The organism is Haloferax sp. S1W (assembly GCF_044593955.1).
Lineage (GTDB): Archaea > Halobacteriota > Halobacteria > Halobacteriales > Haloferacaceae > Haloferax.
The window spans coordinates 2421947-2446622 of sequence record NZ_CP172595.1; the positions used below are offsets into that span (position 1 = coordinate 2421947).

Annotated in this window: 18 protein-coding genes; 12 read left to right on the forward strand and 6 right to left on the reverse strand. The window is 62.4% G+C overall.

Annotation, left to right across the window (positions count from 1 at the left end):
• Positions 1-16: 16 nt before the first annotated feature.
• From ACH9L7_RS12830 to ACH9L7_RS12850, 5 genes are all read right to left on the reverse strand, one after another.
• On the reverse strand, positions 17-913 hold the full coding sequence (locus ACH9L7_RS12830; RefSeq protein WP_396611087.1) for a ketopantoate reductase family protein: 897 nt from the start codon (positions 911-913) through the stop codon (positions 17-19).
• A 54-nt stretch (positions 914-967) separates the two neighbouring features.
• The gene (locus ACH9L7_RS12835; protein WP_396611088.1) at positions 968-1255 is read right to left on the reverse strand and encodes a rubredoxin-like domain-containing protein; all 288 of its coding nucleotides are present in this window, start codon (positions 1253-1255) and stop codon (positions 968-970) included.
• Between the two features lie 209 nt (positions 1256-1464).
• Positions 1465-2982 (reverse strand): phosphoenolpyruvate carboxykinase (ATP), encoded by a 1518-nt coding sequence (locus ACH9L7_RS12840; protein WP_396611089.1) that lies wholly within the window; start codon positions 2980-2982, stop codon positions 1465-1467.
• Between the two features lie 456 nt (positions 2983-3438).
• Entirely contained in the window at positions 3439-9174 is a 5736-nt protein-coding gene (locus ACH9L7_RS12845) for a DNA polymerase II large subunit (RefSeq protein ID WP_396611090.1), read from the reverse strand.
• 3 nt (positions 9175-9177) lie between these two features.
• The gene (locus ACH9L7_RS12850) at positions 9178-9597 is read right to left on the reverse strand and encodes a PPC domain-containing DNA-binding protein (RefSeq protein ID WP_396611091.1); all 420 of its coding nucleotides are present in this window, start codon (positions 9595-9597) and stop codon (positions 9178-9180) included.
• A 475-nt stretch (positions 9598-10072) separates the two neighbouring features.
• Here ACH9L7_RS12850 and ACH9L7_RS12855 point away from each other — a divergent pair, with 475 nt between their 5' ends.
• From ACH9L7_RS12855 to ACH9L7_RS12910, 12 genes are all read left to right on the forward strand, one after another.
• Positions 10073-11911, forward strand: coding sequence for an ABC transporter substrate-binding protein (locus tag ACH9L7_RS12855; protein ID WP_396611092.1), 1839 nt, complete (start codon positions 10073-10075; stop codon positions 11909-11911).
• A 230-nt stretch (positions 11912-12141) separates the two neighbouring features.
• Positions 12142-13191, forward strand: coding sequence for an ABC transporter permease (locus ACH9L7_RS12860; RefSeq protein WP_396611093.1), 1050 nt, complete (start codon positions 12142-12144; stop codon positions 13189-13191).
• 6 nt (positions 13192-13197) lie between these two features.
• Positions 13198-14643 carry an ABC transporter permease gene (locus ACH9L7_RS12865; protein ID WP_396611094.1) on the forward strand — a complete coding sequence of 482 codons (1446 nt, stop codon included), beginning with the start codon at positions 13198-13200 and terminating at the stop codon, positions 14641-14643.
• Positions 14640-15716, forward strand: a complete 1077-nt coding sequence (locus ACH9L7_RS12870; protein ID WP_396611095.1) for an ABC transporter ATP-binding protein — start codon at positions 14640-14642, stop codon at positions 15714-15716. Before ACH9L7_RS12865 ends, ACH9L7_RS12870 begins: the two co-directional genes overlap by 4 nt.
• Positions 15716-17050 (forward strand): ABC transporter ATP-binding protein, encoded by a 1335-nt coding sequence (locus ACH9L7_RS12875; RefSeq protein ID WP_396611096.1) that lies wholly within the window; start codon positions 15716-15718, stop codon positions 17048-17050. The genes ACH9L7_RS12870 and ACH9L7_RS12875 overlap by 1 nt, the downstream gene beginning before the upstream one ends.
• A 3-nt stretch (positions 17051-17053) precedes the next feature.
• Positions 17054-17500 (forward strand): hypothetical protein, encoded by a 447-nt coding sequence (locus ACH9L7_RS12880; RefSeq protein WP_396611097.1) that lies wholly within the window; start codon positions 17054-17056, stop codon positions 17498-17500.
• Between the two features lie 99 nt (positions 17501-17599).
• Entirely contained in the window at positions 17600-18163 is a 564-nt protein-coding gene (locus tag ACH9L7_RS12885; protein WP_396611098.1) for a hypothetical protein, read from the forward strand.
• Positions 18164-18358: 195 nt separating this feature from the next.
• Positions 18359-19213, forward strand: coding sequence for a CBS domain-containing protein (locus tag ACH9L7_RS12890; protein ID WP_396611099.1), 855 nt, complete (start codon positions 18359-18361; stop codon positions 19211-19213).
• Positions 19206-20990: a glycine--tRNA ligase gene (gene glyS, locus ACH9L7_RS12895; protein ID WP_396611100.1), complete on the forward strand. Its 1785-nt coding sequence runs from the start codon at positions 19206-19208 to the stop codon at positions 20988-20990. The genes ACH9L7_RS12890 and glyS overlap by 8 nt, the downstream gene beginning before the upstream one ends.
• Positions 20991-20997: 7 nt before the next feature.
• Positions 20998-21600: a dolichol kinase gene (locus ACH9L7_RS12900; RefSeq protein ID WP_396611101.1), complete on the forward strand. Its 603-nt coding sequence runs from the start codon at positions 20998-21000 to the stop codon at positions 21598-21600.
• A gap of 82 nt (positions 21601-21682) precedes the next feature.
• A complete protein-coding gene (locus ACH9L7_RS12905) occupies positions 21683-22168 on the forward strand; it encodes a cation:proton antiporter regulatory subunit (protein WP_396611102.1) in 486 nt (161 codons plus the stop codon).
• Positions 22168-23352, forward strand: a complete 1185-nt coding sequence (locus tag ACH9L7_RS12910; RefSeq protein WP_396611103.1) for a cation:proton antiporter — start codon at positions 22168-22170, stop codon at positions 23350-23352. The genes ACH9L7_RS12905 and ACH9L7_RS12910 overlap by 1 nt, the downstream gene beginning before the upstream one ends.
• Before the next feature lie 12 nt (positions 23353-23364).
• On the opposite strand, the gene ACH9L7_RS12915 is transcribed toward ACH9L7_RS12910, so the two are convergent.
• Positions 23365-24393 carry a sodium:calcium antiporter gene (locus ACH9L7_RS12915; protein WP_396611104.1) on the reverse strand — a complete coding sequence of 343 codons (1029 nt, stop codon included), beginning with the start codon at positions 24391-24393 and terminating at the stop codon, positions 23365-23367.
• Positions 24394-24676 lie beyond the last annotated feature (283 nt).

Genomic DNA, 24676 nt, shown 5'->3' on the forward strand with positions numbered 1-24676 from the left:
ACGGCTTCCCACGCACCTACCGAAGCCCTTCTCCCCGTTCCCAGGCCCGCAAGAGCGCCGTGAGCGTCCGGTTCGTCGGCACCTCGAAGTTGTGGTGTGCGGCGGTATCGACCACAGCCCCGTTGATGGCGTCGACCTCGGTTCGCTTGCCCCCGTCTACGTCCTGCAACATCGACGAGCGGTTCGCGGCGGTCTTCTCGACGACCCGGTCGATGGCCGCGCGTGCCACTCGATTGGGTAAGCTGACACCCTCCAATCGGGCGACTCGGGCGGTCTCACGGGCGGCGCGGTGGGCAACGTCGTACGCCTCGTCGCTGGCGAGCGCGCCGTTTTCGACCCGTGCGAGCGCGGTGACGGCGTTGATGCCCGCGTTGACGGCGAGTTTCTCCCAGCGACGGCGTGGCATGTCCGAGGCGACGAGCGTGTTGATATCCGCGTCGCGGAACGCCTTCCCAACTCGCTCGGCCAGCGGAGACGTTCCGCCGTCGAGTGCGCCGAGAACGACGCGACCGATTCCGGTACACTCCACACGACCCGGGTCGGCGAGGCGCGCGCCGTATGTCGCGGTTCCAGCGAGGACCGGCACGTCGAGGGTCGATTCGAGAACCTCCTCGGTCAGCCCGTTTTGCAGTGAGAGGACGGCATCGACATCGCACTCGGAAAGCGACTCGGCAGCAGCGGCCGTGTCGAACGACTTGACGGTTACGAGCGCGAGGTCCGCATCGTGGCCCGTCTGGGCCGTTGTCGCGTCCGGGGAGACGTGTCGAGATTCAGCGCCGACCACGTCGAGGCCGGCCTCGGCGACTTGCGAGGCGTGGGGGTCGCGGGCGACGAGCGTCACGTCGTGGACCGATGCGAGGAGTCCACCGACGAGCGTCCCGAGACTGCCCGCGCCGAAGACGAGGATACGCATGGCTGGACGTACACGTCGGGCGATAAAAATCGAGGAGTCTGCAGGCCGCGCGTCTCAATCTTCGGTCCAGTAGTAGATGTTCTCCCGTTCAGTACCGCAGTTGGGACACGTGTCGGGTAAGTTGTCGATGGTACCCATCTCGCCGCACTCGCTGCACCGCCACATCAACTCCGCCTCGCCGAACTCGTGACCCGCGCGCTCGTGTTCGATGGACATCTCCGCGATACCCTCGCGAGTCGTGACGAAGAAGCCGTCCTCGTCGAAGCCGCGGATAGTGCCAATTTTGCTTCCGTCCTCCGCGTAGACTGTCATCCCGACAGTTGGCTCTGTTTCGGTGGCCATGTGTTCACATTGGCCATGCAATGACCTAAATTCGAACGGCCGCCGGACCACTCGCTGTGACCGCGACAGCACCCTTGTTATAAGTGATAAATCGAATGCCGCGATATAGAATTAAAAGGCAGCCAGAAAGGTGCCATCGAACACGGAGTGCCGACGGAGCGTCTCGGGTATAGAAAAGTCAGCGGTGAAGTCGCGTCCAGCGTAGCGAGTCAGTACGTCGCGTCTACGATGTCGTCGTCGAGGTCCGAGAACTGTTCGAGGTAGGACGTACGCTCGGCGCGGAGGTCACTGCGTGCCTCAGCGAAGTCTTCGACGTGGTCGGCAACCGCGAACTGCTCGATGTCGATACCGGGAACGTCCGCCGGGACGGTCAGTCCGAGCGTGTCGTCGTGGGTCCACTGGATACTGCTACGGGCGACACCTTCGAGAATGGCGATGGTCTCTTCGACGCCGACATCGACTGGGTCGTCGGTACCGACGGCACCGGTGTTGATGACGTAACAGTCGACGTTGAGGTCGTCGATGAGGTCACGGAAGCGGTTGCCCTCTTGCCCCTCCGACCCGACGATGAAGGGGTTGGTTCCCACGACCCGAATCGGTTCACCGATACGCGAGGGGTCGCCGGCGCTCGTCTCGACAGACTCACCGAGCATGAACGCGACCGCCGCCTGCGACTCGTCGAGTTTCGCAATCGGTGGCATCAGCGGGTTGCGCGTGATGAAAAACACCTGGTCGACCTGTTCGAGGTCGATGTCGTCCGCCGAACTTTCGAGGTGGTCGCGTCGAATCACCGCGCGCGCGTTCCGCCCGTGGCGCGGTTCGTCGAAGTGGACGCTTCCGTCGTCGTCGACGGCGACGTTTTCGAGAACGGCACTGTCGTCGGTCGCCGCCCCGTGGAGTTCAGGTTGTTCGTCGGCGTCGAGACCGAGTGTCTTGATATAGAGGCCACCGCCTTCACTGCCGGCAACGGTCCCCGAAGGAAGCAGTGCGCAGACGTCGTCCTGAAGCATCTCCGCGTCCTCCGGTTCGTCTAACCAGAGACCGTGACTGGTCAGCGTCGACTTGCCGGTTCCCGACAGCCCCAAAAAGAGCTGTCCGACCTCGCGGCGGCCGTCGTCCGCGTCGAGCGTGACTCGCTTGCTCCCAGCGTGCAGTCCGAGCCCACCGGCCTGTTTCGCACGGAGCATGAACAGTCGCAGGAACGACTTTTTGGCCTCACCGGTGTAGTCGCTGCCGAGTACCGTGGTGAGTCCCTCTTCGGGAAGGATACGGATACACGGCTCGTCGGTAGCATCGGGAAGCTGGACAGTGACGAAGTCCGGTTCGACACCGTCTTCGGGTTCTTCGAGGAGTTTCGCCCATGCGAGTGCGATACGGCCGTACTCCTTCGGCAGGAACAGTCGGCAGACAGCCGAAACTTCCTTGTGGCGACCGACGATGCGGTCGACACAGAGTACGTCGTTCGAGGGGTCAGAGACCCACTCGATACCGCGCTCGAAGACGCCGAGGTCGTCGGCGTCGAACGAATCGTCGACAGCGTTTGCGGTCCGGTCGGCGCTCCGAGACCGATACGAACTGACGTACGATGGGGACTCGTAGTCAGTGGTCGTCTCGAGGTGTGCAGAGTAGTCGCGGAGGTCTGCAAACGACGGATTGTACGTGACGTGGTCCGCCGTCACTGGGTCGGGGAAGTCGGCTACTGTCGGCCAGTGAGTCGATTTTGCCATTCCACAAAATAGTCGGCTAGATATCGTCATAAGTTTGTTGAAGGCAAAATATTGCTGAAGAAAATTCACTTGAGTCTGGATTAATCTAACAATCTATTATACACGATTGTCAGAATGTGTCATGCCGTCAGGCGGGTGACGGTGGGGGAAAACGGTGGCGTCCCGGGATTATATGTGATCGACGCCGCACGCGGTCACACGCGCGTGCCGGACACATAACTAGAGTAGTGTACAAGGTCGGATTAGAGCGTACGACGTTAGCGGCAGGCGACAGATATGGTCACCTACACCCCAGAAACGTGGGTTTACGACCAGATACCAGTGGGTGTTTTCGAAGTCGTATCTGTGGCTACCACCACTTTTGCTGCGCGAGTGGGTCGTCTTCATCTACTTTTTCTGCGCGGTGGCACGCCACTCGCTTGAAAACATGGAGGAAAAGCCCGCAGCGTCGAGATTCTACATGAAGTCCGCGATACCGGACTGTTTGTTCTTGTCGTTCTCGAAGATGGATTCGAGGCTCTTTTCGAGCACTTCGAGGCGCTGTTTGGTGTAGTCGCGGCAGTCGAACTCCTCTGCGACCTGAATCGCGGTGTCCATGTACTTGTTCACGGAGCCCTGGTGGACGGTGAGGTTCACCCGACCGTCGCACTCACGGCACTCACCCGTAAGCGGCATCCGACGGTACTTCTCGCCGCAGTCGAGACACCGCGTCTCCTGTCGGGAGAACGCGCGGAGATTCCCGATGAGGTCCGGCAGGAAGTGATACTCGATGACGCGCTCTGCCACGTCGGTTTCGTCCACCGAGCGGAGCTTCCGCGCGAGGAAGAGTTGCGCGTCCATCTTGTCCATCATCGACCCGAGCGTCTTGTACGCAGAGAGGTCCGGTCCGGCGGCGATGTCCGTCGTGTCGTGGGTGTGGTCGAACCCCATGTATTCGCGGTCGGTGCCGAGGTACTCCTCGGCGATGGTGACCTCGTCCTCCCAGTCGTCGGGGTCTTCCATCCGGCGGGTCGCCTCGTAGAACTCCCGCGGATACTGCCGGACGATGTCCATGTTGTGGGCCTCGTCGTCGATTTCCGAGGGGTCGATGCGCGAGGACATCACGAGCGGCGCGTCCATCGAGTTGTGCGCGTACAACCAGTTCGCGGTGAACACCGGCTCTCCGCCCACCTGTAAGTCGTACAGATACCCATCGTAGTCGACTCGCTCGACGTTCTGAACGCGAAGGTACGAGAGGTCGCCCTCAGTGAGTGACCGGAGTTCGTCCAGTTTCCGGTCAGCCTCGTTCGGGAGGTCCATCGACGAGAGCTCCGTGACTATGGCGCGAAGTTTTTCGAGAGAGACGTTGTCGCGCCGCTTCAGGTACTTCGGAATTACCTGTTTCACGCCGGGGAAGTCCATCTCTCGAATCTCCAGCAACGCGTCCGGAACCGACACGACGAGGCTCTTCGGGAGGTACGGCCGTTCACCGTCCAAGAGTCGCTGCAGCGGGTTGTCGTCCGTCCCACCCGAGACCGTCACAGTGTATATCGGCTGCCTCGACGAGTCTCGTTCCCGTCTGGAGACGTTTGCGACGAGACCGAATCGATGAAGCAAAAAGACGATCCCGTCTTTCACGTCGTCGCTCGTCGTGTAGAAGGCGACAGACGTGTAGTTCTCGTTGCCCGTTTCGCTGCCGTCTCCCGCGATGAATCCACGGAGGAACGACAACGCAACCTCGTCCGGGCTACGAAGGATACAGTCAGGGATTACCTTCTCGCTCGAATTGTAGTCCCCCCGGTCCTCGAATCCGAGGTCGTACAGGACCTCACGGAAGACCGCCGGAAACGCGACTTCGTACGCCTTGTTCGACCAGCGAACGGCGGGTTCGGCGCCGAGCGAGTTTTCGCTCGCCGCGACGACCTGTTCGACGAGTGCCTCGTCGGAGTTGTAAATCGTCGGACGCGACCCCGACAACGACCCCTCGGCGACGAACATTCCGAGGAGCCACGCGAACGACTCGTCAATGTCGATGTGGCGGTCGATACCCGTAGACGACCCCCGCAGCCCGATTGTGGGGTTCCACTCGGGTTCCGAACCCGACGCGGCAGCAATCGCGTCGAGCGTTTCGAGGGCGGCCTTGTCCTTCGAAAGGCGGTATGACAGCCCCCCGTCAAACGCCGCTCTCGTCTCGCTCCCCCACTCGGCGTTCTCCCACGTAGCGGTCAGGTACGACGAGACGGTCTCGTCGATGAACACGTACGGGTCGTCGACGCAGTCAGCGACATCGATTGTCGTTCGTTTCGGCTCGATATCGAGCGTCCGCGGCGCGAGTATCAAGTCGCCCTCTGAGAGGTCGGCACCGGCTACCTCTTCGATACCGTCGTCGTACCGAAAGAGGCTGTGATGCTCGGTGATGTCGAGCGACCGGCCGAACTGCGTTTCGATTCGCAGTAACTGTTCGTCCTCGTCAGCCTCGTATCGAATCGCCTTCTCGATCGGTTTCAGCGACGCCTCGTGGTTCTCGTCGAACGCGTACGTTTTCCACCCCTCCGAGAAGCACGTTCGCTTCCTGAACTTCCCGTCGTACTCGACGGGGCTGTCGAGTCGGTCCCAAAAGTCCCCGAACGTGGTGAAGTGGACTTCGCCGTCGGGGCCAACCGCGACAAGTCGTGAGTCTTCTGCGACACTTCCCCCTCGCTTGTCCGGGAGGTATTCCCTCGAGAAGTTGAGAAGACCGTCCATGAGGAGCATGACACAGTCTTCGTCACCATCGCATTGCCCGACGTGCAGGTCGTTGGCGACGAGGGAGTTCGTCTCAGCGACGGTCAACGAATACGTGTGGTCGACATCGCTTTCTATGTATTCGACAGAGACGACTTCGTCAAGCCACGTCTCACCGCCGTCAACGAGGGCAGGACTGTCTTCTTCGACCGATCCCTGTTCAGCCTCGACAGCGGGCGGCGTCGGCGACGGAAGAGAGTCTCCTTCGTCGAGTTTGTGCGCGGAGACCCGTTCGAAGCCGCCACCACTGGCTCGAATCATCGTGTGGTCGGGCGTGACCGTGAGTTCTCGCCCGGCACGAGTCTCGACCCGGACGAGTTGGTCTGGAGCAACGTGTTTGGAGACTGCTTCGACCGGCTTGAGCGTCTCTTCTCCCTCTCGGGTGAGAGAGGGAACGAGCACGTCGCCATCGAGTTCTTGGACCAGCGTCCCGAAATCGTCCGTCTCTGGGTCGGCGAGGCGTTCTTCGACCAGTGTCAGAACATCCCCGAAGTGCCACTCGTCGTCCTCGTCTCGGTACCAGACCTTGGTTTCGGGGTGGAAGCAATTCCGGCGTTTCGCGGCGTGGAAGTACGGATGTGCGTATCCGACCGCTGCCGTCGTGAACCCGACAACTCTGCCGACGACTGCCGCGGAGGTGTGGGGAGCCATCCCGAAGACGAGTTCGCCGATGAGGTCGTCTCGTTCTTCCATCTTGTAGAACGGTTCGAGACCGTAGAACTGCGCTAAGAGGTCGTCGACGAAGTTCGCAGTCTGCATCATGTGCTTCGCCGCGCCCTTCGAGAGGACGATATCTTGGACTTTGAGTTCGACCAGTTGGTCGTCGAACCGGAGGGGCTCGCCGTCGATATCGGTCTCGTAGCCGAGTTCGCGGAAGTGGTCGGCCGTCACGTCGAGTTCTTCGGGGCGGACCGCCGTGACCGGAAGGTCGGTCATGTCGTAGCGGACGGTCCCGTCTTTGAACGAGGAGACGTCGTGTTTCGCCCGGAGAATACCCTTCTCGATGGGTTCGGGCGTCTTGTTCGAGGAGGTGAGCCCTTTGACGCCTTTGAGAATCTCGAAGGAGGACTCGCGTTCGCCCACTGATTCGAGCGCGTCTCGATATTCGGTGTTCAGGTCGATAGTCTGCCACTCGGCGCTCTCGACATCCCACTCACAGCGGTCACAGTAGACACGGCCCGATTCGTCGGGGTGGATGACCGTCCCGCAGTCGTCACACTCGTAGTGGGGGTTCGTGTGGCCGCCGCAGTTGGAACACTTCGGTTTGAACCCGAATGTCCCGCAATCAGGGCACTTTCGCTTGCCGAGTCGCACGGAGATTTCGCCGCGCTTGCCCGAGTCGCCGAACGTCTGTGCGGCGTCGCCAACGTCGCGTTGGCTCCCTCCCGCCTCACCGATGGGAAAGAGCGTGTGAACCGCGGGCGAAAGGTCGCGGCGTTCAGACTTCTCGGGGCGACCCATCCGACCGCCGATTCGCGTCGGGGCGCGCTCGCGGACCTCGTACGGGGTGGTTTCGTTGACCGCCTCGATGGCGTTGTCGCCGTCGTCCCACTCGCGGGCGCGCGCCGAAAGGTCATCAAGAGACCACGTACGCTCCCGGTCGTCGGCGAGGCCGAGCGTCCGAGCGAGTGGTCGCCAGATAGGGATGCGAAGTTTCTCGTCAGTCTGCCGGTGTTCGACGAGGAGATTTTCGAGCATCTCCCGGATTTCGGGCGTGTTCTCGACGAGGAGCGTTCCTTCGTTTCCATCTTCGGGTTCAACGGCGATGCCGCCGCCGTCGGCACGGCCACCACCGCGGCGCGTGCCGTTTGCATGCCCACCATCTGCTTCGGCGGCGACAATCTCGCCCGCTGCGACGGCATCGGCGAGGACGTCGTACTGTTCGACCGAGATGTCGTGCCAGAGGTAGGTGAATTTCGGGTGCAGCGGGGCGTCGTACTCGTCGGCCCATGCAAGCGCCTCCTCGACAGTCGGGTCTTCGAGTGAAACAGTTGGGTCGTCTCGCAGTGCCTGTACGTTGGCCTCGGTCGCTTCGAAGTCCTGAATCCACCACTCGAAGACGTAGGAGGCTGGTGCGAGTGGGTGGTTGTTCTCGACGAACTCGCCGAAGTTGACGAGATATTCACCGAGGTCGATGATTTTCTCGACCCCGTTTTGCAGTTCCTCGGCTTCCGCTGGGTCGTCGATGCGGCGAACGTCGCCGTTGGCGAGTCTGACCGTCGGCCCCTCGATAGAATCGACAGGGACGACACCGCCCGCCTTCCCGGGACGTTCGGTCTTAATCTGGGTTCCGGTGGCGATGAAGTCGTCCACGATGTGCATGGTTGCGGGGTGGACACCAGCCGTCGCGAATCCGTGGTTTCGGGCGCGGCCGTAGCGAAGTCGGAATCCACCGGGTGCCGAGGGGTGACCGAAGACCGGACGCCCGGCGATGAGGTCGCGGAGGAACTTTGTCGCGGGTTCGACGCGTGGTGGTCCCGCAGCCTCGTCGGGGGTGTCGTCTTCTTCGGCGTCGGCCTCCTCGTCGCCTCCGTCGTCGCTCTCGGCTTCGTCTTCGGCCTCGCTCTCGTCTCCCTTTCCGTCGTCCTTGCCGATGGTCCCGTCGATGAGGTCTTGCAACCACGGCCACTCGACTTCGTCGAGTTGACGAGTGTAGCGCTGAATCTTCGGGGCCTTGAGCGCGATACCCTCGGCCATGACGAGACACATGCCACCGCGCGCGGAGTTGGTATCGACGCGTTCGAGGTCGCGGTACCCGGAGACTTCCTCGTCGCCCGTCGCCTCGCCGTCAAGCATGATGGGCATGTTCGTGGCGATAAAGCGGGTCTCTTTGTCCTTCGGCGAGTACTGAAGCCCGGTTTCCTTGTCGTAGAGGTTGATTTCCTCGACGTAGCGCTCGATTTCGTCGTCTCGGCCCTTGTACTCGTCAATGCCGAGCAGCGACCGGGCGTAGTCGGCAACGAGCACCGACAGTGCCTGTGCGGTCCCGCCTGCGGAGCGAATCGGTCCGGCGTAGTAGACGTTGACGAACTCTGTTCCGTCGTCGTTTTCGAGAATCTCGACGCGGTCGATTCCCTCGATTGGTGCAGCGACCACACCCTCGGTGAGGAGGGCAACGGCGGTTCGAACCGCACCCTCGACCTTGCCCTCGCGGGAGTCGTAGTCACCGACGTTACCATCGACGAAGTCGGTCACGAGTTCGAGGGCGGCCTCTTCGCGTGACATCTGCCCTTCGAGTTCGCGGACACGCTCTGCGACACCCTCGATACCGAGGATGTTCTCGACGCGGTCGGCCATGTCCTTGGCGACCGGGATTTCGACATCCTGCTTCGGGTCGTGACCCTGTTTCTTTGCGGCTCTTGCGACCTCGAACGCCTCGTCGAGTCGGTCTTCGATGCGTCCGAAGTACCGTTTTTCCTCTTCGCGCACGGTTTACAACCAGAGGTCGAGGTCGGTTACGTCGTCGTGTTCGCGTTCGAGCGGTTCTTCGAACGCACGGAGGTACAGTTCGCCCGCGAAGACGGTCCCCGCGTTGAGATGTCCTGCCAACGTCTGACCGCTCGGACGAGAGAGAACGGCGTGGGTGTGTGCGAACGGTTCGCCGTCGAGGAGTGCGACGTTCCCCACACACGCGGCGACTTCGAGCGGTTCGTCGAACGTGACGGACTGGTACTCCTGGGTGTCCTGGTCGTAGAACCAGATTTCGGCGTCCTGGACGGCACCCATCGCGTTGAACCACGCGGAGTCGATGTCCTTTCTGGCGCAGAACTCCTCTATTTCCTCGCGCCAGTCTGCCCCGTGTTCGAGGCTCGCGAGGTACTCCTCGCTCACCGTCACCGCTCGAGCGTTCATACTACAGGGTCACGCACGAGTCGGACTAAAATGTGAATGGTCTTCCTGCGATTCCGGGCCGCCGGAGCGATTATCGCCAGTTGTCGAGTGCGAGTGCGTCGGCTACGTCGGCCGCGAGCCACGCGTCGTCGCGGGAGATGTCCGCGATAATAAGACGCTGGCCCGTCTGAGTACGATCCACCGAGGCCATAACCTCGGCGCCTGAGTCGTCGACGGAAGCCGTCGCATCCGGCGTCATGTATGATACATAGTGTCACCCCTATATAAGTTGACCGAAACGGCAGTGTCGTACGTCAGCACGGTCCAGCGATTCTGTCGTCACAAAAACTAGTTTAAAATCCAAGACGACAGTTCCGGCAGTTCTCGCGGCAGTTTTCGCCGTTTGGGTGGGTAACTACACCCTCTCTATTCCCCACCATATCAAACAAATCGAATACGGTAAGTTTATCCACGAGGGATGGAAAGAGTTGTCCGAATGCCAGACACTAACAAACTCTCGCGTCGCCGTTTCCTGAAGGCAACGGGTGGGGCCGCTACGGCCGCTGCTCTCGCCGGTTGTACCGGTGGCGGTGATGATGAAGAGACCACAACGACCGACGACACTGGTGGCGAGGACACCACCGAGCAGCCGACCGATGAAGACGGCGGTCAGGAGCTGTCCGGGTCCGTCTTCAATCGTATCCTCTCGGGGACGGTCACGACGCTCGACCCCGTCGCGGCGACGGACACGTCGTCCGGTATCATCATTCAGCAGGTCTTTGACTGCCTGATGTCCTATCCGGACGGACTTCCGACCGTCGAGAACGAACTCGCTGCGGACTACACCGTCTCTGACGACTTCAAGACGTACACGTTCCAGCTCGAAGACGCCACGTACCACGACGGTCGAAAGGTCAAAGCGTCTGACTTCGCCTACGCGTGGGAACGCCTCGCGTCCTCGGAGAACAGCCGCCGCGCCTACTTCATCCTCGACTCCATCGGCGTCCAGCACGAGACGGACAGCGAAGGGAACTACAGCCCCGGTTCGCTCAGCATCGAAGCTCCGAGTGAGACCGAACTCGTCGTCACTCTCGACGAGCCGTTCCACAGCACCCTCGAGATGTTCGCTTACACCTCGTTCGCCGCCCTGCCGGAAGGCATCGTCGGCGACGTTGGCGACTACGAGGGCGAAATGGAGTACACGGAGTTCGCCAGCAAGAACCCCATCGGCTCCGGTCCGTTCGAGTTCGCCTTCTGGGAGAAGGGTACCGCCGCGGCCGTCACCAAGTACGACGACTACTACGGCGACGTCGCGAAGGTCGACAACGTCCGCTGGCAGGTCATCGAGGACGACACGGCCCGCTACAACTACGCGATGAACGAGAACGCGGACTACTTCGGTATGCCCACCGCCCAGTACGACCCCGGAAAGGTCCAGGTGGAGACGACCGACGAGTTCGGCCGTGAAATCGGTCAGTACGGCCCGCTCCGCAACGGCAAGACCGTCAACTACGTCGGCGTTCCGACCCTGTCGATTTTCTACGTCGGCTTCAACATGAACAAGGTCCCGAAGCCGGTTCGCCAGGCGTTCGCATACGTCCTGAACCAGGACCTGATGGTCGAAGAAGTGTTCAAGGGTCGCGGTTCCCCGGCGTACGTCTTCACGCCGCCGACCATCTACCCAGGTGGCGCGCAGGCCGCGAAGGACAAAATCGAGTCCGACTACCCGTACGGTGTCGCCGAGACGAACATCCAGAAGGCCAAGGAGGTCATGGAAGAAGCTGGCTACGGCCCGAACAACAAGTTCGAGGTCCAGTGGACCCAGTACAACTCCGACACGTGGGAGGAGATGGCGAAGATCCTGCGCGACCAGCTCGCGTCGGCTCACGTCAACATGAAGATCCAGAAGGCCGACTTCTCGACGCTCCTCGAGCGCGGCCGCAACGGTCAGCTCGAGGCGTACACCCTCGGCTGGATTGCTGACTGGCCAGCACCGGACAACTTCCTCCAGCTGCTGAACCCGCCGCAGACGGACACGTCGCAGACGGGTCCCATCTCGTACGTCAACTGGACGGCCGACAACGGCGACGCCTACCAGAAGGCCACCGACGCCTACCAGGAAGTCGTCAACAACCCGGCCCCGACCGACGAGGCTCAGCAGGTCCGCAACGACGCCTACGTCGCCATCGAGGAGGCGAACTGGGAGGACGTTGCGATGCTCAACATCTACAACCGCAAGGACGAGACGTTCTGGTACGACACCGTCGACATCGAGCCGTTCGGTGGCATGGGTCCGAGCCGCCAGAAGCTGAACAAGGTTCAGCTCAACCGGTAAGACCCACGGCGTCGTACGCACCTCGGAACGGACGCGTTTCCGCGTCCTAAACCGAGATACAACGGTCTAACCATTTTTTACAAGCGTTTAACCAGCCACTTCTATCTGTTATATTCACAAGGTAGAGTGCTCGATAGTACAGAATTCCAACTTGGAAGCGCAAGACATATCCATCCCTCTCATTAAACCCTTACAATAATGTCCGCTCGAACGGTCAGTGAGGTGACTCCATGAGTCGATGGCAGTACTTCCTTCGACGGGTGCTGATGTCGATTCCTGTCGTCATATTCGGGACAACGATTACGTTCGCGCTCATTCGATTGGGCCCGCTCGACCCCGTCTCAGCGATTTTGGGGACGCAGTACAATCCCGAGGCGGCAGCGCAGATTCGAACGAATCTCGGCTTGAACCAACCACTCTGGAGTCAGTACTTCGACTTCATGTATCGCTTGTTCACCTTCCAGCTCGGTCAGTCGTGGGTCATCGCACCCGGGACGACCGCGTACGAGCTTATCCAGGTGTACGCGCCTCGGACGATTTGGCTCGGCTTCTGGTCGGTGCTCATCGCCCTGTTCATCGGGATTCCGCTCGGCTTCTACGCCGGTCTGAACCCGAACACGCCGTCTGACTACTTCGCCTCCTTCGGCGGAATCGTCTGGCGTGCGATGCCGAACTTCTGGCTCGCGATTATGCTCGTCACCGCCCTGTCACAGACTGGACAGTGGACGAGTGGTTTCTTCACGTGGCAGTCGTGGATCGTGAAGACGAACGTCGTGACGCCGCCAGCACTCGGGTTCTTCCAATCACCGATTGAGCAGTTCATGAACGACCCCGGTGGGTGGATACAATCGCTCGTTCGAGCAACGAAGCAGATTGCACCTGCGGCACTGGTCCTCGGGTCGGCGTCCATGGGTAACGAGATGCGTATCGGCCGGACCGCCGTCCTCGAGACCATCAACTCCAACTACGTCGAAACCGCCCGTGCGAAGGGTGTCTCCGGGCGGACGCTCGTCTGGAAGCACATCTTCCGGAACGCGCTCATCCCGCTCGTTCCCATCATCACCGGTGAGGCGTTCCTGCTCCTCGGCGGCTCCGTCTTCGTCGAGACAGTCTTCGCTATCAACGGCCTCGGCTGGCTGTTCTTCAACGCCGCAATCAACGGTGACTTGCCGCTCATCGGGACGCTGATGTTCATCTTCATCCTCATCCTGGTGGGTACGAACATCCTGCAGGACCTCCTGTATACGATTATCGACCCGCGCGTCGGGTACGAGGGGTGATTAACAGTGAGTACGACAACCGAAACCGAAATTCCGCTTCGACAACGTATCGCTGAGAATCCCCAACCGGCACTCGTCTGGGCCGCCGTTGGTGCAGTACTCATCGGCGCTGAACTCGGCGCAATCTTGCAGGTCTTCGGCGCTATCGCGGGCGTCATCGTCAATCTGCTCCCGGGTGACCCGGGCGCCGCCGCAGTGGCGTCCCTCCAAGAGTCGCTCAAGAGCATCCCGACGCTCGTGTCCCGCGACCTCATCCCGAACCAGGGCTACTGGGACGGATCGAAGTACGTCGGGACGTTCCTCGGACTGTCGCCTGCGGCAGCGTGGGCGGTTCGGTTCGTCCTCGTCTACGCGTACGCGTTCGCAGTTATCGGGTGGGCCTGGAACGGCTACAACCGATTCCGCCGCCACTACCGCCGCGTGGACTGGACGCCCCGTGACGACGTTATCGACCGCTTCAGCGGTCACACGTGGGGGCAGTTCGGCCTTATCATCACCATCATGTTTGTGGTTATGGCGGTATTCGCACCCGCCGTCGGCCCGACGACGATGGAGCAGAACATTCTCCAGCCGTACGACTACGAAATCAACTACTTCGACGAAGAAACCGAAAGCGTCGAATCCGTCCTCGTCGGCCAAGCCAACCTCGGGTCCGGTTCCCAGGGTGCCGGTGACGAGAACGTCGGCCCCATGAGCTACGACGACTTCGGCCGGTTCCATCCGTTCGGGACAGCGACAAACGGGAAGGACCTATTCACACAAGTGGTGTTCGGGGCGAGGATTTCCCTGACCATCGCCACCTTGTCCATCGGCATCGCTGGTCTCATCGGTCTCGCACTGGCCATGATTACGGCCTACTACAAGGGCCTCGCCGACCTCGCGGTGGTGCTGGCGAGTGACTCGATACAGGCACTCCCGCTCATCATGGTCCTCATCTTGATGCTCGTCATCTTCCAGAACACCTGGGTCAGGGAGTTGTACGACGGTGCGGTGTTGATTATCCTCATCTTCAGCCTCGTCTACTGGCCGTTTATCTGGCGTGCGATTCGCGGTCCTGCGTTCCAGGTCTCCGAGCAGGACTGGATCGACGCCGCGAAGTCGTTCGGTCAGACGCCGGGGCAGGTCATGCGCAAGCACATGGCTCCGTACGTGTTCAGTTACATGCTCATCTACGCGTCGCTCAGTCTCGGTGGTATCATCATCAGCGTCGCCGGTCTGTCGTACCTCAACCTCGGGATTACGGCTCCGACGCCCGAGTGGGGACGACTCATCGCCGACGGCCAGCAGTACGTCGCAAGTCCCTCGTGGCACATCTCGTTCATCCCCGGCGTGCTCATCACGCTCGTCGTGACGGGGCTGAACGCGTTCGGTGACGGCATCCGCGACGCCATCGACCCGCAGGCCGACACCGGCGAGGGTGAAACCGCGGCCGCAGGGGGTGGTGGTGCATGAGCACCGACCAGTCCGCTGCAGTCCGCACCGACGCCGAGCCAATCCTCTCGGTGGAGAATCTCCGAACGGCGTTCTACACCGACAAAGAGGTCATCCGTGCTGTCGACGGCGTCTCGTTCGACATCTACCGCGGCGAGACGGTCGGTATCGTCGGCGAGTCCGGGTCCGGTAAGTCCGTCACCGCCCGCTCTATCATGCGTCTCATCGACTCGCCGGGACGCATCGAAAACGGGCGCATCATGTACGACGGCGAGGACCTCCTCGACAAGTCGCCCAAGCAGATGCGGTCGATTCGCGGCGGGAGCATCGCGATGGTGTTCCAGGACCCCCTGACCAGTCTGAACCCCGTCTACACCGTCGGGAACCAGATCAAGGAGGCGCTTCGCCTCCACCGTGGTCTGTCGGGGGCGAAGGCGACACAGGAAGCCATCGAACTCCTCGAAGCAGTCGGTATCCCGGACGCCCACCGGCGTCTCCGCGAGTATCCCCACCAGTTCTCCGGTGGGATGCGCCAGCGCGCCGTCATCGCAATGGCGCTCGCGTGCGACCCCGAACTGCTCATCTGCGACGAACCGACGACGGCACTCGACGTGACGATTCAGGCGCAGATTCTGGAACTCCTCGAAGAGTTGCAGGAAGAACGCGACCTGGCGATTATGTTCATCACCCACGACATGGGTGTCATCGCCGAAATCGCCGACCGCGTCAACGTGATGTACGCGGGCGAAATCATCGAGAACTCGCCGGTCGTCGAACTGTTCCAGTCGCCGAAGCACCCCTACACGCAGGGGCTCCTCGAATCTATCCCCGGCCGGGGACTCGACGGGGACGACCGCCTCTCGACCATCGAGGGCGACGTTCCGACGCCGAACGAGGAAGCGACCTACTGTCGGTTCGCACCGCGCTGTCCGAAGGCGTTCGAGGAGTGCGACGTGGTCCACCCACAACCCATCAATGTCGGGTCGGACGGCACCCAACACCGTGCAGCGTGTCTCCTCTATCCCGAGGACCTCCCGCGAGACGAGGCAGTCGCACATCACCGAAACAGCAAGACACAGGGAGGTGACAACTGATGAGTACGACGACGACCGAAGAAGAAACAGTGACCCGAGAGACACAGGAGACGCTCCTCGAAGTCAACGACCTGAAGACCTACTACGAAGACGGCGGGTTCCTCAGCAGCAAGCCCGTCAAGGCAGTCGACGGTGTCTCGTTCAACATCAAGCGCGGCGAGACGCTCGGACTGGTCGGCGAGTCCGGGTGTGGGAAGTCCACGCTCGGCCGAACCCTGATGCGCCTCGAAGAGGCCACCGCGGGCGAGGTCAAACTCAACGGCACCGACATCACGACGCTGTCCGGTGCGGACCTCAAGAAGTTCCGCCGCGACGTACAGATGGTCTTCCAGGACCCCGATTCGAGCCTCAACGAGCGGATGACCATCGGTGAAATCATCCGCGAACCGCTCGACGTACACGACTGGAAGACGCCCAAGGAACGTCGCCAGCGCGTCCGCGAACTCCTCGAAACCGTCGGGCTACAGGAGCAACACTACTACCGTTACCCCCACCAGTTCTCCGGTGGGCAGCGCCAGCGTATCGGCATCGCTCGTGCGCTCGCGCTCGAACCCGATTTCATCATCCTCGACGAACCGGTTTCGGCACTCGACGTGTCCGTGCAGGCGAAGATTCTCAACCTGCTCGAAGACCTCCAAGAGGAGTTCGGACTGACGTACCTGTTTATTGCCCACGACCTCGCGGTCGTTCGGCACATCTGTGACCGCGTCGCCGTGATGTACCTCGGTAACATCATGGAAATCGGTCCGTCGGACGAGATGTTCGAGGCGCCTGCAAATCCGTACACGCACGCGCTCCTGTCGTCGATTCCGGAACCGGACCCGACGATAGCCCGCGACCGAATCACGCTTCGTGGCACGCCGCCGAGTCCGCGCGACCCGCCCGCCGGGTGTCCGTTCTCGACGCGCTGTCCGGTCAAGATTCGCCCCGAGGAGTACCGCTCCCTCGACGACGACGTGTGGAAGCACATCGAGGTGTTCCGCGAGGTGCTCCGCGAGCGCTCGCGCGTCGAGCCGTCGATTTCCGACCGCGTCCGCGAACTCCTCGGCCGCGAAACCCACGAGTCCGGAATGGACGAAATACTCGAAGAACTGTTCGGCGACCTCGACGTACCGAACAGCGTCATGCGGCACATCGAGGAAGCGGCCGAGTACGCCGAAAACGACGACGAAGACACCGCGCGGACGTATCTCCGCGAGGAGTTCGGCAGTGTCTGTGACCGCGAGCGTCCCGACCAACTCGGCGTCGGCGACAGGGGTCGTCTGAGCCTCTGTCACCGTCACGAAGACAAGTACGAAGAGCCAGCAACCGTCTTCGAAACGCTCGTCCAGTAAGCGATGGAGTTCGACCCACGCCGATTCGGTCTCAAGACCCTCGATACGGTGGCTTACGCTATCGTCCTCACCGGCGTGGTGTTCGGCCTGACCGCCACGGTGAGCGTTCTCGCCGGCGGCGGCCTTCCCGGGGCGAAGTGGCTCATGTTCTTCCTCGGGTTCACCATGCTCGCGTACGCGTCGCTCAAGGTTCGCCCGAAAGCGGCGTGGAAAAGCAACGGCAACCACGGCGGCAACGGTGGCAGCAACGACAGCGGACTGTTCGCCGGAAGCGACGAGGAAGTCGGCATCGAGAAACTCGTCTCGAACCTCCTCGATGCGGTGTTGCCGCCAGCGCTCCGTCCAGAGCCGAACGAGCGCCCGTCGAGCGGGATGAAACTGTTCCTCGCGGCGGTGTGCATCCTCGCGGTATCGTTCGCGATGGAAGTCATCTTCGGCATCAACTACTGACGGCAGTCGTCTTCGTCGACTACTGACGACTGCGTTCGCGCACGGAGCGGGGTCCGTGTGCTTCGATGCCTTTTACCATATCCGTCGTCCAGCATTCATATGGTCGAAATCGGAGACGAGGAAACCCCCGACGTAGAGCGCATCGCGAGCGAGGCGGACCGTCGCCGCGAGGCGTGGGGTGCGACCCTCGACGACATGACCGCGATGGCCGACGACTTCGAAGCAGACGGATGGGACACCGTCCGTATCGCCGCCGGTGACACCGGCGTCTTCGGCCCGTCGTCCCTGAAGGGCGACGAGGACGCATACGGCATCGCGTACGTCATCCCCGGCGACAAGGCCGAGGACGTCTCCGAACTCTTCGAGGAGACGGAGTTCCCCGAGTACGAGGTGTACCGCGCCGAGAACGACGGCCGCGTCTACATGGTAACGGCGCTGTTCGCGCCGGACATCGAGACAGCCGTCTTCGTCGCTGGCGCGTGGGACCTCCGCGAGGCGCTGGAATGCGCGACAATCGCTGACGAAGAGGGTCGAATGTACACCTATCTCCAGAAACTCGATGGCACTATCGTCGGCATCGTCGAACACGACGACCCCGAGAAGTTCTTCCCCAACCTCGACGCCATCCGCCGACTCGCCCCGAACGCGGACGACGACGAATAACGCACGACTGAGTCGCCGACCGAACAGTCTGCGACTTCAGTCGGGAGCCGAGTACGGTTCTCTCTCCGCGGACCGATACTGCCCCCGTCAGTTGCTTTTGTGACATGTTTCTCGGATTTACGGACGGGAACTCCCCGTGTGAAGGGTGCGCGAGCCTTCGCAGAGTACATTAGGCGGGGGGATGAAAGCGGTGGTATGAAAGTAGCCGACGCGATGACCCCCGGTGAGGAGGTCGTGACGGTCTCCCTTCCGGGTACCCGCGATGACGTTCTCGAGTACCTCCAGGAGCGCGGCTTTTCCTCCGTGCCGGTTGTCAAAGAGACGGACGAAGGGACGAAGTACCGCGGTCTCATCTCCCGAGAAGACCTCATCAAGCACCCCGACGAGGACCAACTTGCGGTTCTCGTCCGCGAGGTTCCGACCGCGAGTTCCGACGACGACCTCGAAGTCGTCGCCGAGATGATGGTCACAGAAGGCGCACGGCGCATTCCCGTTATCAACGGTGGCAGCATCGAGGGTATCATCACCGTGACGGACGTGATTCGCGCTATCGCCCGCGGCGACATCGACGGCAAGACCCCTGTCGGCGACCTCGCCGCCCGCGACGTGAACACGACGTACATCGAGACGCCGCTTCCGGTCGTCGAGCGCGAGATCTACTACGCGAACGTCCCGTACGCGGTCGTCCTCGACACGGAAGCAGCACTCGCTGGCATCGTCACCGAGGTCGACATCATCGAAGTCGCCCGCGTCGTCGAAGGCGAAGCCGGCACCGGCGACTCCGTCGCGGGGCAGGACGACGAGTGGATGTGGGAAGGTATCAAAGCGGTGGGCAACCGCTACATCCCAACCCGCAACGTCGAGATTCCGGCCGAACCGGTCTCGAAGTTCATGACCGACGACCTCGTCTCCGTCTCGACGCGCGTCACCGCGAAGGACGCCGCCCAGACGATGATTCGCGAGGACATCGAGCAGATTCCGCTCGTCACGGGCGACGAACTCATCGGCATCGTCCGCGACATCAACCTGCTGGAGGCGCTGCATGAGTGAGGGTGCCGAGTCGGCCGCACTCGTCGAACTGGCGAAGCGACGCGGCTTCTTCTTCGGTTCGTCCGGTGCCTACGGCGGCGTCGGCGGCTTCTACACGTACGGCCCGCAGGGCGCGGCGCTGAAGTCCAACGTCGAAGAGGCGTGGCGCGACCGCTTTGCGGTCCAAGAGGGCAACCTCGAAATCGAAGCGCCGACCATCATGCCGGAACCGGTGTTCAAGGCCTCGGGCCACCTCGACGGCTTCGACGACATGCTCGTCGAGTGTGCCGAATGTGGCGAGTCCCACCGCGCGGACCACCTCATCGAGGACAACTCCGACCTCGAAGACGCCGAGACGCTGTCGCTCGAGGCGGCCGCAGAGAAAATTGCGGACCTCGGTCTCGTCTGTCCGAACTGTGGCGCGGCCCTCGCCGGCCAGTCGGTCGAGAGCTTCAACCTCATGTTCGCGACGAACATCGGCCCCGGTTCGTCGACGCCCGGCTACCTCCGACCCGAGACGGCACAGGGCATCTTCGTGGAGTTCCCGCGCATCAAGGAGTACGCGCGGAACCAACTCCCGTTCGGCGTGACCCAAATCGGTCGCGCCTACCGCAACGAGATTAGCCCGCGAAAGAGTATCGTCCGTACCCGCGAGTTCACGCAGGCCGAACTCGAACACTTCATCGACCCCGAGCGGGACGAACCCGACCTCTCTGCGGTCGAAGACGTGGCGGTGCTTCTGTACCCCGCGACCGAACAGCAGGCCGACGACGGCGAGTACGTCGAGACGACCATCGGTGCGGCCGTCGAAGACGGCATCATCGGCAACGCGTGGCTCGGCTACTTCCTCGGCATCTCGCAACAGTGGTACGAACAAATCGGCGTGGACATGGACCGCTTCCGCTTCCGCCAGCACCTCGCGGGCGAGCGCGCCCACTACTCCGCGGACTGCTGGGACGCAGAAAGCGAAGTCGACGGCGACTGGATAGAGATTGCTGGTTTCTCGTACCGCAGCGATTACGACCTCTCGAAGCACGGCGAGTACGGCGACGACGACTTCACCGTCTTCCAGCAGTACGACGAACCCAAGACGGTCGAACGCGCCGTCGTCGACCCCGACATGGCGACGCTCGGTCCCGAGTTCGGCGCGCAGGCCGCGGACGTGGCCGAGGCGCTCGAAGCCCTCGCCGAACGCGACCCCGACGCCTTCGACGCCGACGAAGTCACCCTCGACATCGACGGCGAGGAAGTCACCGTCGAGACCGACGTGGCGAACTTCTCTGTCGAGACGCAGACCGAAGCGGGCGAGCACATCACGCCACACGTCGTCGAACCCTCGTTCGGCGTCGACCGCACGGTCTACACGCTTCTCGCGCACGCCTACGAGACCGACGAAGTCGACGGCGAGGAGCGTTCGTTCCTCTCGCTTTCGCCCACCGTCGCCCCGACGAACGTCGGCGTCTTCCCCCTCGTCAGCAACGTCGAGGAACTCGTGGACCTCGCCGACGACATCGCGGAGAAACTCCGTGCTGCTGGCTTTGCGGTCGCGTACGACGACTCCGGCAGCATCGGTCGGCGCTACCGCCGACAGGACGAAGTCGGCACGCCGTTCTGTGTGACCGTCGACCGTGACGGTCTGGAAGGCGACGGTCCGGACACCGTCACCATCCGTGAGCGCGACTCCGGTCGACAGGTCCGCCTCGCCGTCTCCGACCTCGTCGACACGCTGGTCGGTCTCCGCGCGGGGACCGTCTCGTTCGACGCCGTGGTCGAAGAAAACGAAGCAGTCGACGCCTGAGACGACCGTGTGGCGACCGAGTACCGCCGAAATTAAGCGGCGACTGGTACACGCGAGCGGTTCGGGGATGCCGCTTTTGTACATCCTCGGCCTCGTGGAGTGGCAGGTACTCGGGTATCTGTTCATCTTCTCGTCAGTCGTCGTCAGCGTCCTCGAAGCGCTCCGTCTGTTCGGGAATCTGGAGTGGCGCATCTACGACGAACTCACCCGCGAGTACGAACAGGACAACGTCGCGGGCTACGCGCTCTACATGTACAGTCAGACGGCCGTCGCGCTCCTGTTCGCACCCCACGTGGCGATTCCGGGGATGTTGATGCTCACCATCGGTGACCCGATAAGCGGGTTCCTCGGGTCGGCCCCGGTCGGCGAGATGAAGTCGCTCCCGACGCTTTCGGCGATGTTCGCCGTCTGTCTCGTCCTCGCGGCACCCTTCGTCGTGCCGGTCGTCGGACTCGTCCCCGGCATCGTCGCATCGGCCGTCGGCGCGGTGGGCGCGACGCTGGCAGACGGTGCGAAACCGGTCGTTGCGGGCTACGTCATCGACGACAACCTCTCGATTCCGCCGGTCGCGTGTGTGGGTATCGCGGCGGCGCTCTGGGTCGTTCTCTGAGTCCGGCACCCACCGCTCGGTTCGGCGACAGCGGCCGAACCAGGACACGATTTTATCTTTTCAGACCGCTAACGTCCCTGACGTGACTGTCTACGAGAGCGACCTTCCGGGCGTCGGGAAGAAACACGAAGTCGAACTCGACGACGGGTCCCGTCTCGTCATCGTGACCCACAACACCGGCAAGCGAGAGGTGTTCCGCCGCGAGAGCGCCGACAGCGACTCCGAGAAGCTGTTCGAACTCACCGACAAACTCGCCAGACAGGTCGGGACGCTCCTCGAAGGGGCCTACTTTCAGCCGGTTCGCTCCGGAGACATCCAGACCCACCTGAGCGACGACACGCTCATCGAGTGGGTCGAAGTCGGGGACGACTCCGAGGTGGCCGGAAAGACGCTCGGCGAGTCGAACCTGCGGCAAGTGACCGGCGCGTCGGTCATCGCCATCGAGCGCGAGGACGAGATCGTCACCTCGCCGGGTGGCGATTCGGCCGTGGAGGCGGGCGACACGCTCGTCGTCATCGGCCCGCGCGAGGCCTGCCGTAACCTCGTCGACCTCGTGAAAGGGAGCTGATGGCCGCGGAACTGCTCGAATTCGGCTACCTGTTCGCCGTCCTCGCAGTGATGGGCGCGGTGGCGCTGCGCTTCGGTCTCTCGGTCATCCCGCTGTACGTCGTCGGCGGTGTCGCCGTCGGGCCGTCCGTCGCAGGACGGGTCGGGATGCCGTACGTCGCCGACGGCGAGGTGGTGACGCTCTTGGCCGAACTCGGTATCGTCCTGTTGCTGTTCTTCCTCGGCTTGGAGTTCAGCCTCGACAGGCTTCGCGCTGCACGAAGCAACATCGGCCGCGCCGGACTCATCGACCTCGTGGTAAACCTCCCGCTCGGTATCGCTATCGGTCTCGTCCTCGGGTGGTCGGTCGTCGAATCGCTCCTCCTCGGCGGCATCGTCTACATCTCGTCGTCGGCCATCGTGACGAAGACGCTCATCGACCTCGGGTGGATTGCCGACCCCGAATCGGAACCGATACTGGGAACGCTCGTCTTCGAAGACCTCGCTATCGCCGTCTACCTCGCAGTCGTCACGTCGCTGGTCCTCGGGGGCGAGGGGGGACTCGTTTCTGTGGGACGGTCGCTCGCCATCGCATTCGGCTTCCTCGGCCTCCTGTTCGTCGCCGTTCAGTACGGAACACGCCTTTTCACTCGCGTCCTCGACATCAGAAATCAGGAAGCGTTCGTCCTCCGCGCGCTGGCGGTGGTCGTTCCGGTTTCCGGCGTGGCGTTGGCGCTCGGGGTGAGCGAGGCCGTCGCCGCGTTCTTCGTCGGCATGGGCTTTTCGACGAGCGGCCACCGAGAGCGCATCGAGCGCCTGCTCGCCCCCGTTCGCGACGTGTTCGCGGCCATCTTCTTCTTCTGGATTGGCCTCGGAACCGACCCGATGCTCCTCGGGGCGGCGGCCGTCCCGCTCGCTTTGGCGGTGGTGTTGACGACGCCTGCGAAGGTGCTGTCGGGCTATCTCGGCGGCCGCGTCTACGACCTTTCTGTGCATCGGTCACTCCGCGTTGGCGTCGGGATGGTCCCTCGCGGCGAGTTCTCGCTCGTCATCGCGGCGCTGGCCGCGTCGGGGACCACCCCGGTGATGCGAGAGATCATCCCGGCGTTCGCCGTCGGGTACGTCCTCGTCATGAGCGTGTTCGGAACAGTGCTAATGCAGCGGTCGGACCTCGTCGAGCGACTGCTCTTCAGCAGGAGTTCGTGAGGGTCGCACCCATCAGGTGGCGTAGAAGATGAATCGGACGCTCACGAACACGAAGTACGCACCAACCAACCACGCCCCCTCACGGCGAGTCACGGCGCCCCCGTTTCGACGGACAACGAGGAGGAAGCCGACCGCGACGACGAGTTTGAACGGGAAGTCCCACAGAATCACGGAGGGAGGGACGGCGTAGGTAGAAATAGCGCCCCCGAGTCCGAATCCGACGAGCGGGTTCACCACGTTCGACCCGACGAGCGTTCCGAGAGCGATGTCGGGCGAGCGCCGCCGAATCGCCTCGACGACAGTGGACAGTTCCGGGAGCGCAGCAGCGAGACCGAGCGTGACGACGCCGACCATCGACCCGTTGAGACCGAGCGTCTCGACGACCAGTTGGACGACGACGAGAACGACGTACGCGCTCGCAAAGACGAGCACGAGCGCGCCGACTGCGATAGCGGTGTCGCGGAGGCGGTTAATGCTCGCACCGTCGTACGACTGCCCGTCCGTGGGGGCGGTGCGGACGCCCGAAACCACGTACGCGCCGAAGCCGACGAGGAGGACGACACCGTCGAGGCGGGAGATGGTGCCGTCGACCGAGAGGGCGAGTGTTGCGACGAGTGCGAGGACCATGGGGTAGTACGTCGAGCGCATGAACGACGACGAGAGGAGGGTTCGGCCGACGCCGAGGACGAACACGCCGACGAGAAGCGTCTGCTGGACGGTGGACGACCCCATATTTCCGCCCATGACGGTCGCTGAGGCGATGTGATAGTCGAGCGTCCCGGAGAGAATTCCGGCCGAGGCGACGACGTGTGCCCCGATTTCGGGCAGACTCGTGCCGACGGCGACAACCGTCGAGGCCACGACGGCATCTGGGACGTTGAACGCGCGTGCGACGGCGATGAGACGGCCGACCGCGATCTCTGCGGCCTTGACCATCACACCGAGGGCGGCGGCGGTGGCAAGGAGTGCGCCGATAAACGGGAGGGAGACCGCGACTTGAAGCGGAAACGCTGCTACGAGAAGGACGGCCGGGACGACCATTGATAGCAATTGACTTGGATTGGTCAAAAGCGTGTGGTCGGTCGAGGCGGCTGTTAGCGGGTGATACACCGACTTTCGAGTGGATTCGACCGACTCCGGCGAAGGTTGCGCCCCCGAAAGAATTTAATAGGGACGCTGTTGTAGGGACTCCCAACTATGGCGACTCGCAGCACCCTCGCCACTTTTGCCCCGCTGCGAGCCGCTGCTGTCCGACGACGACGACCGGCCCTTTAGGGCCAGTATCATCATATCCTTCGGGACACGTCGAATTTGCTAATCACCT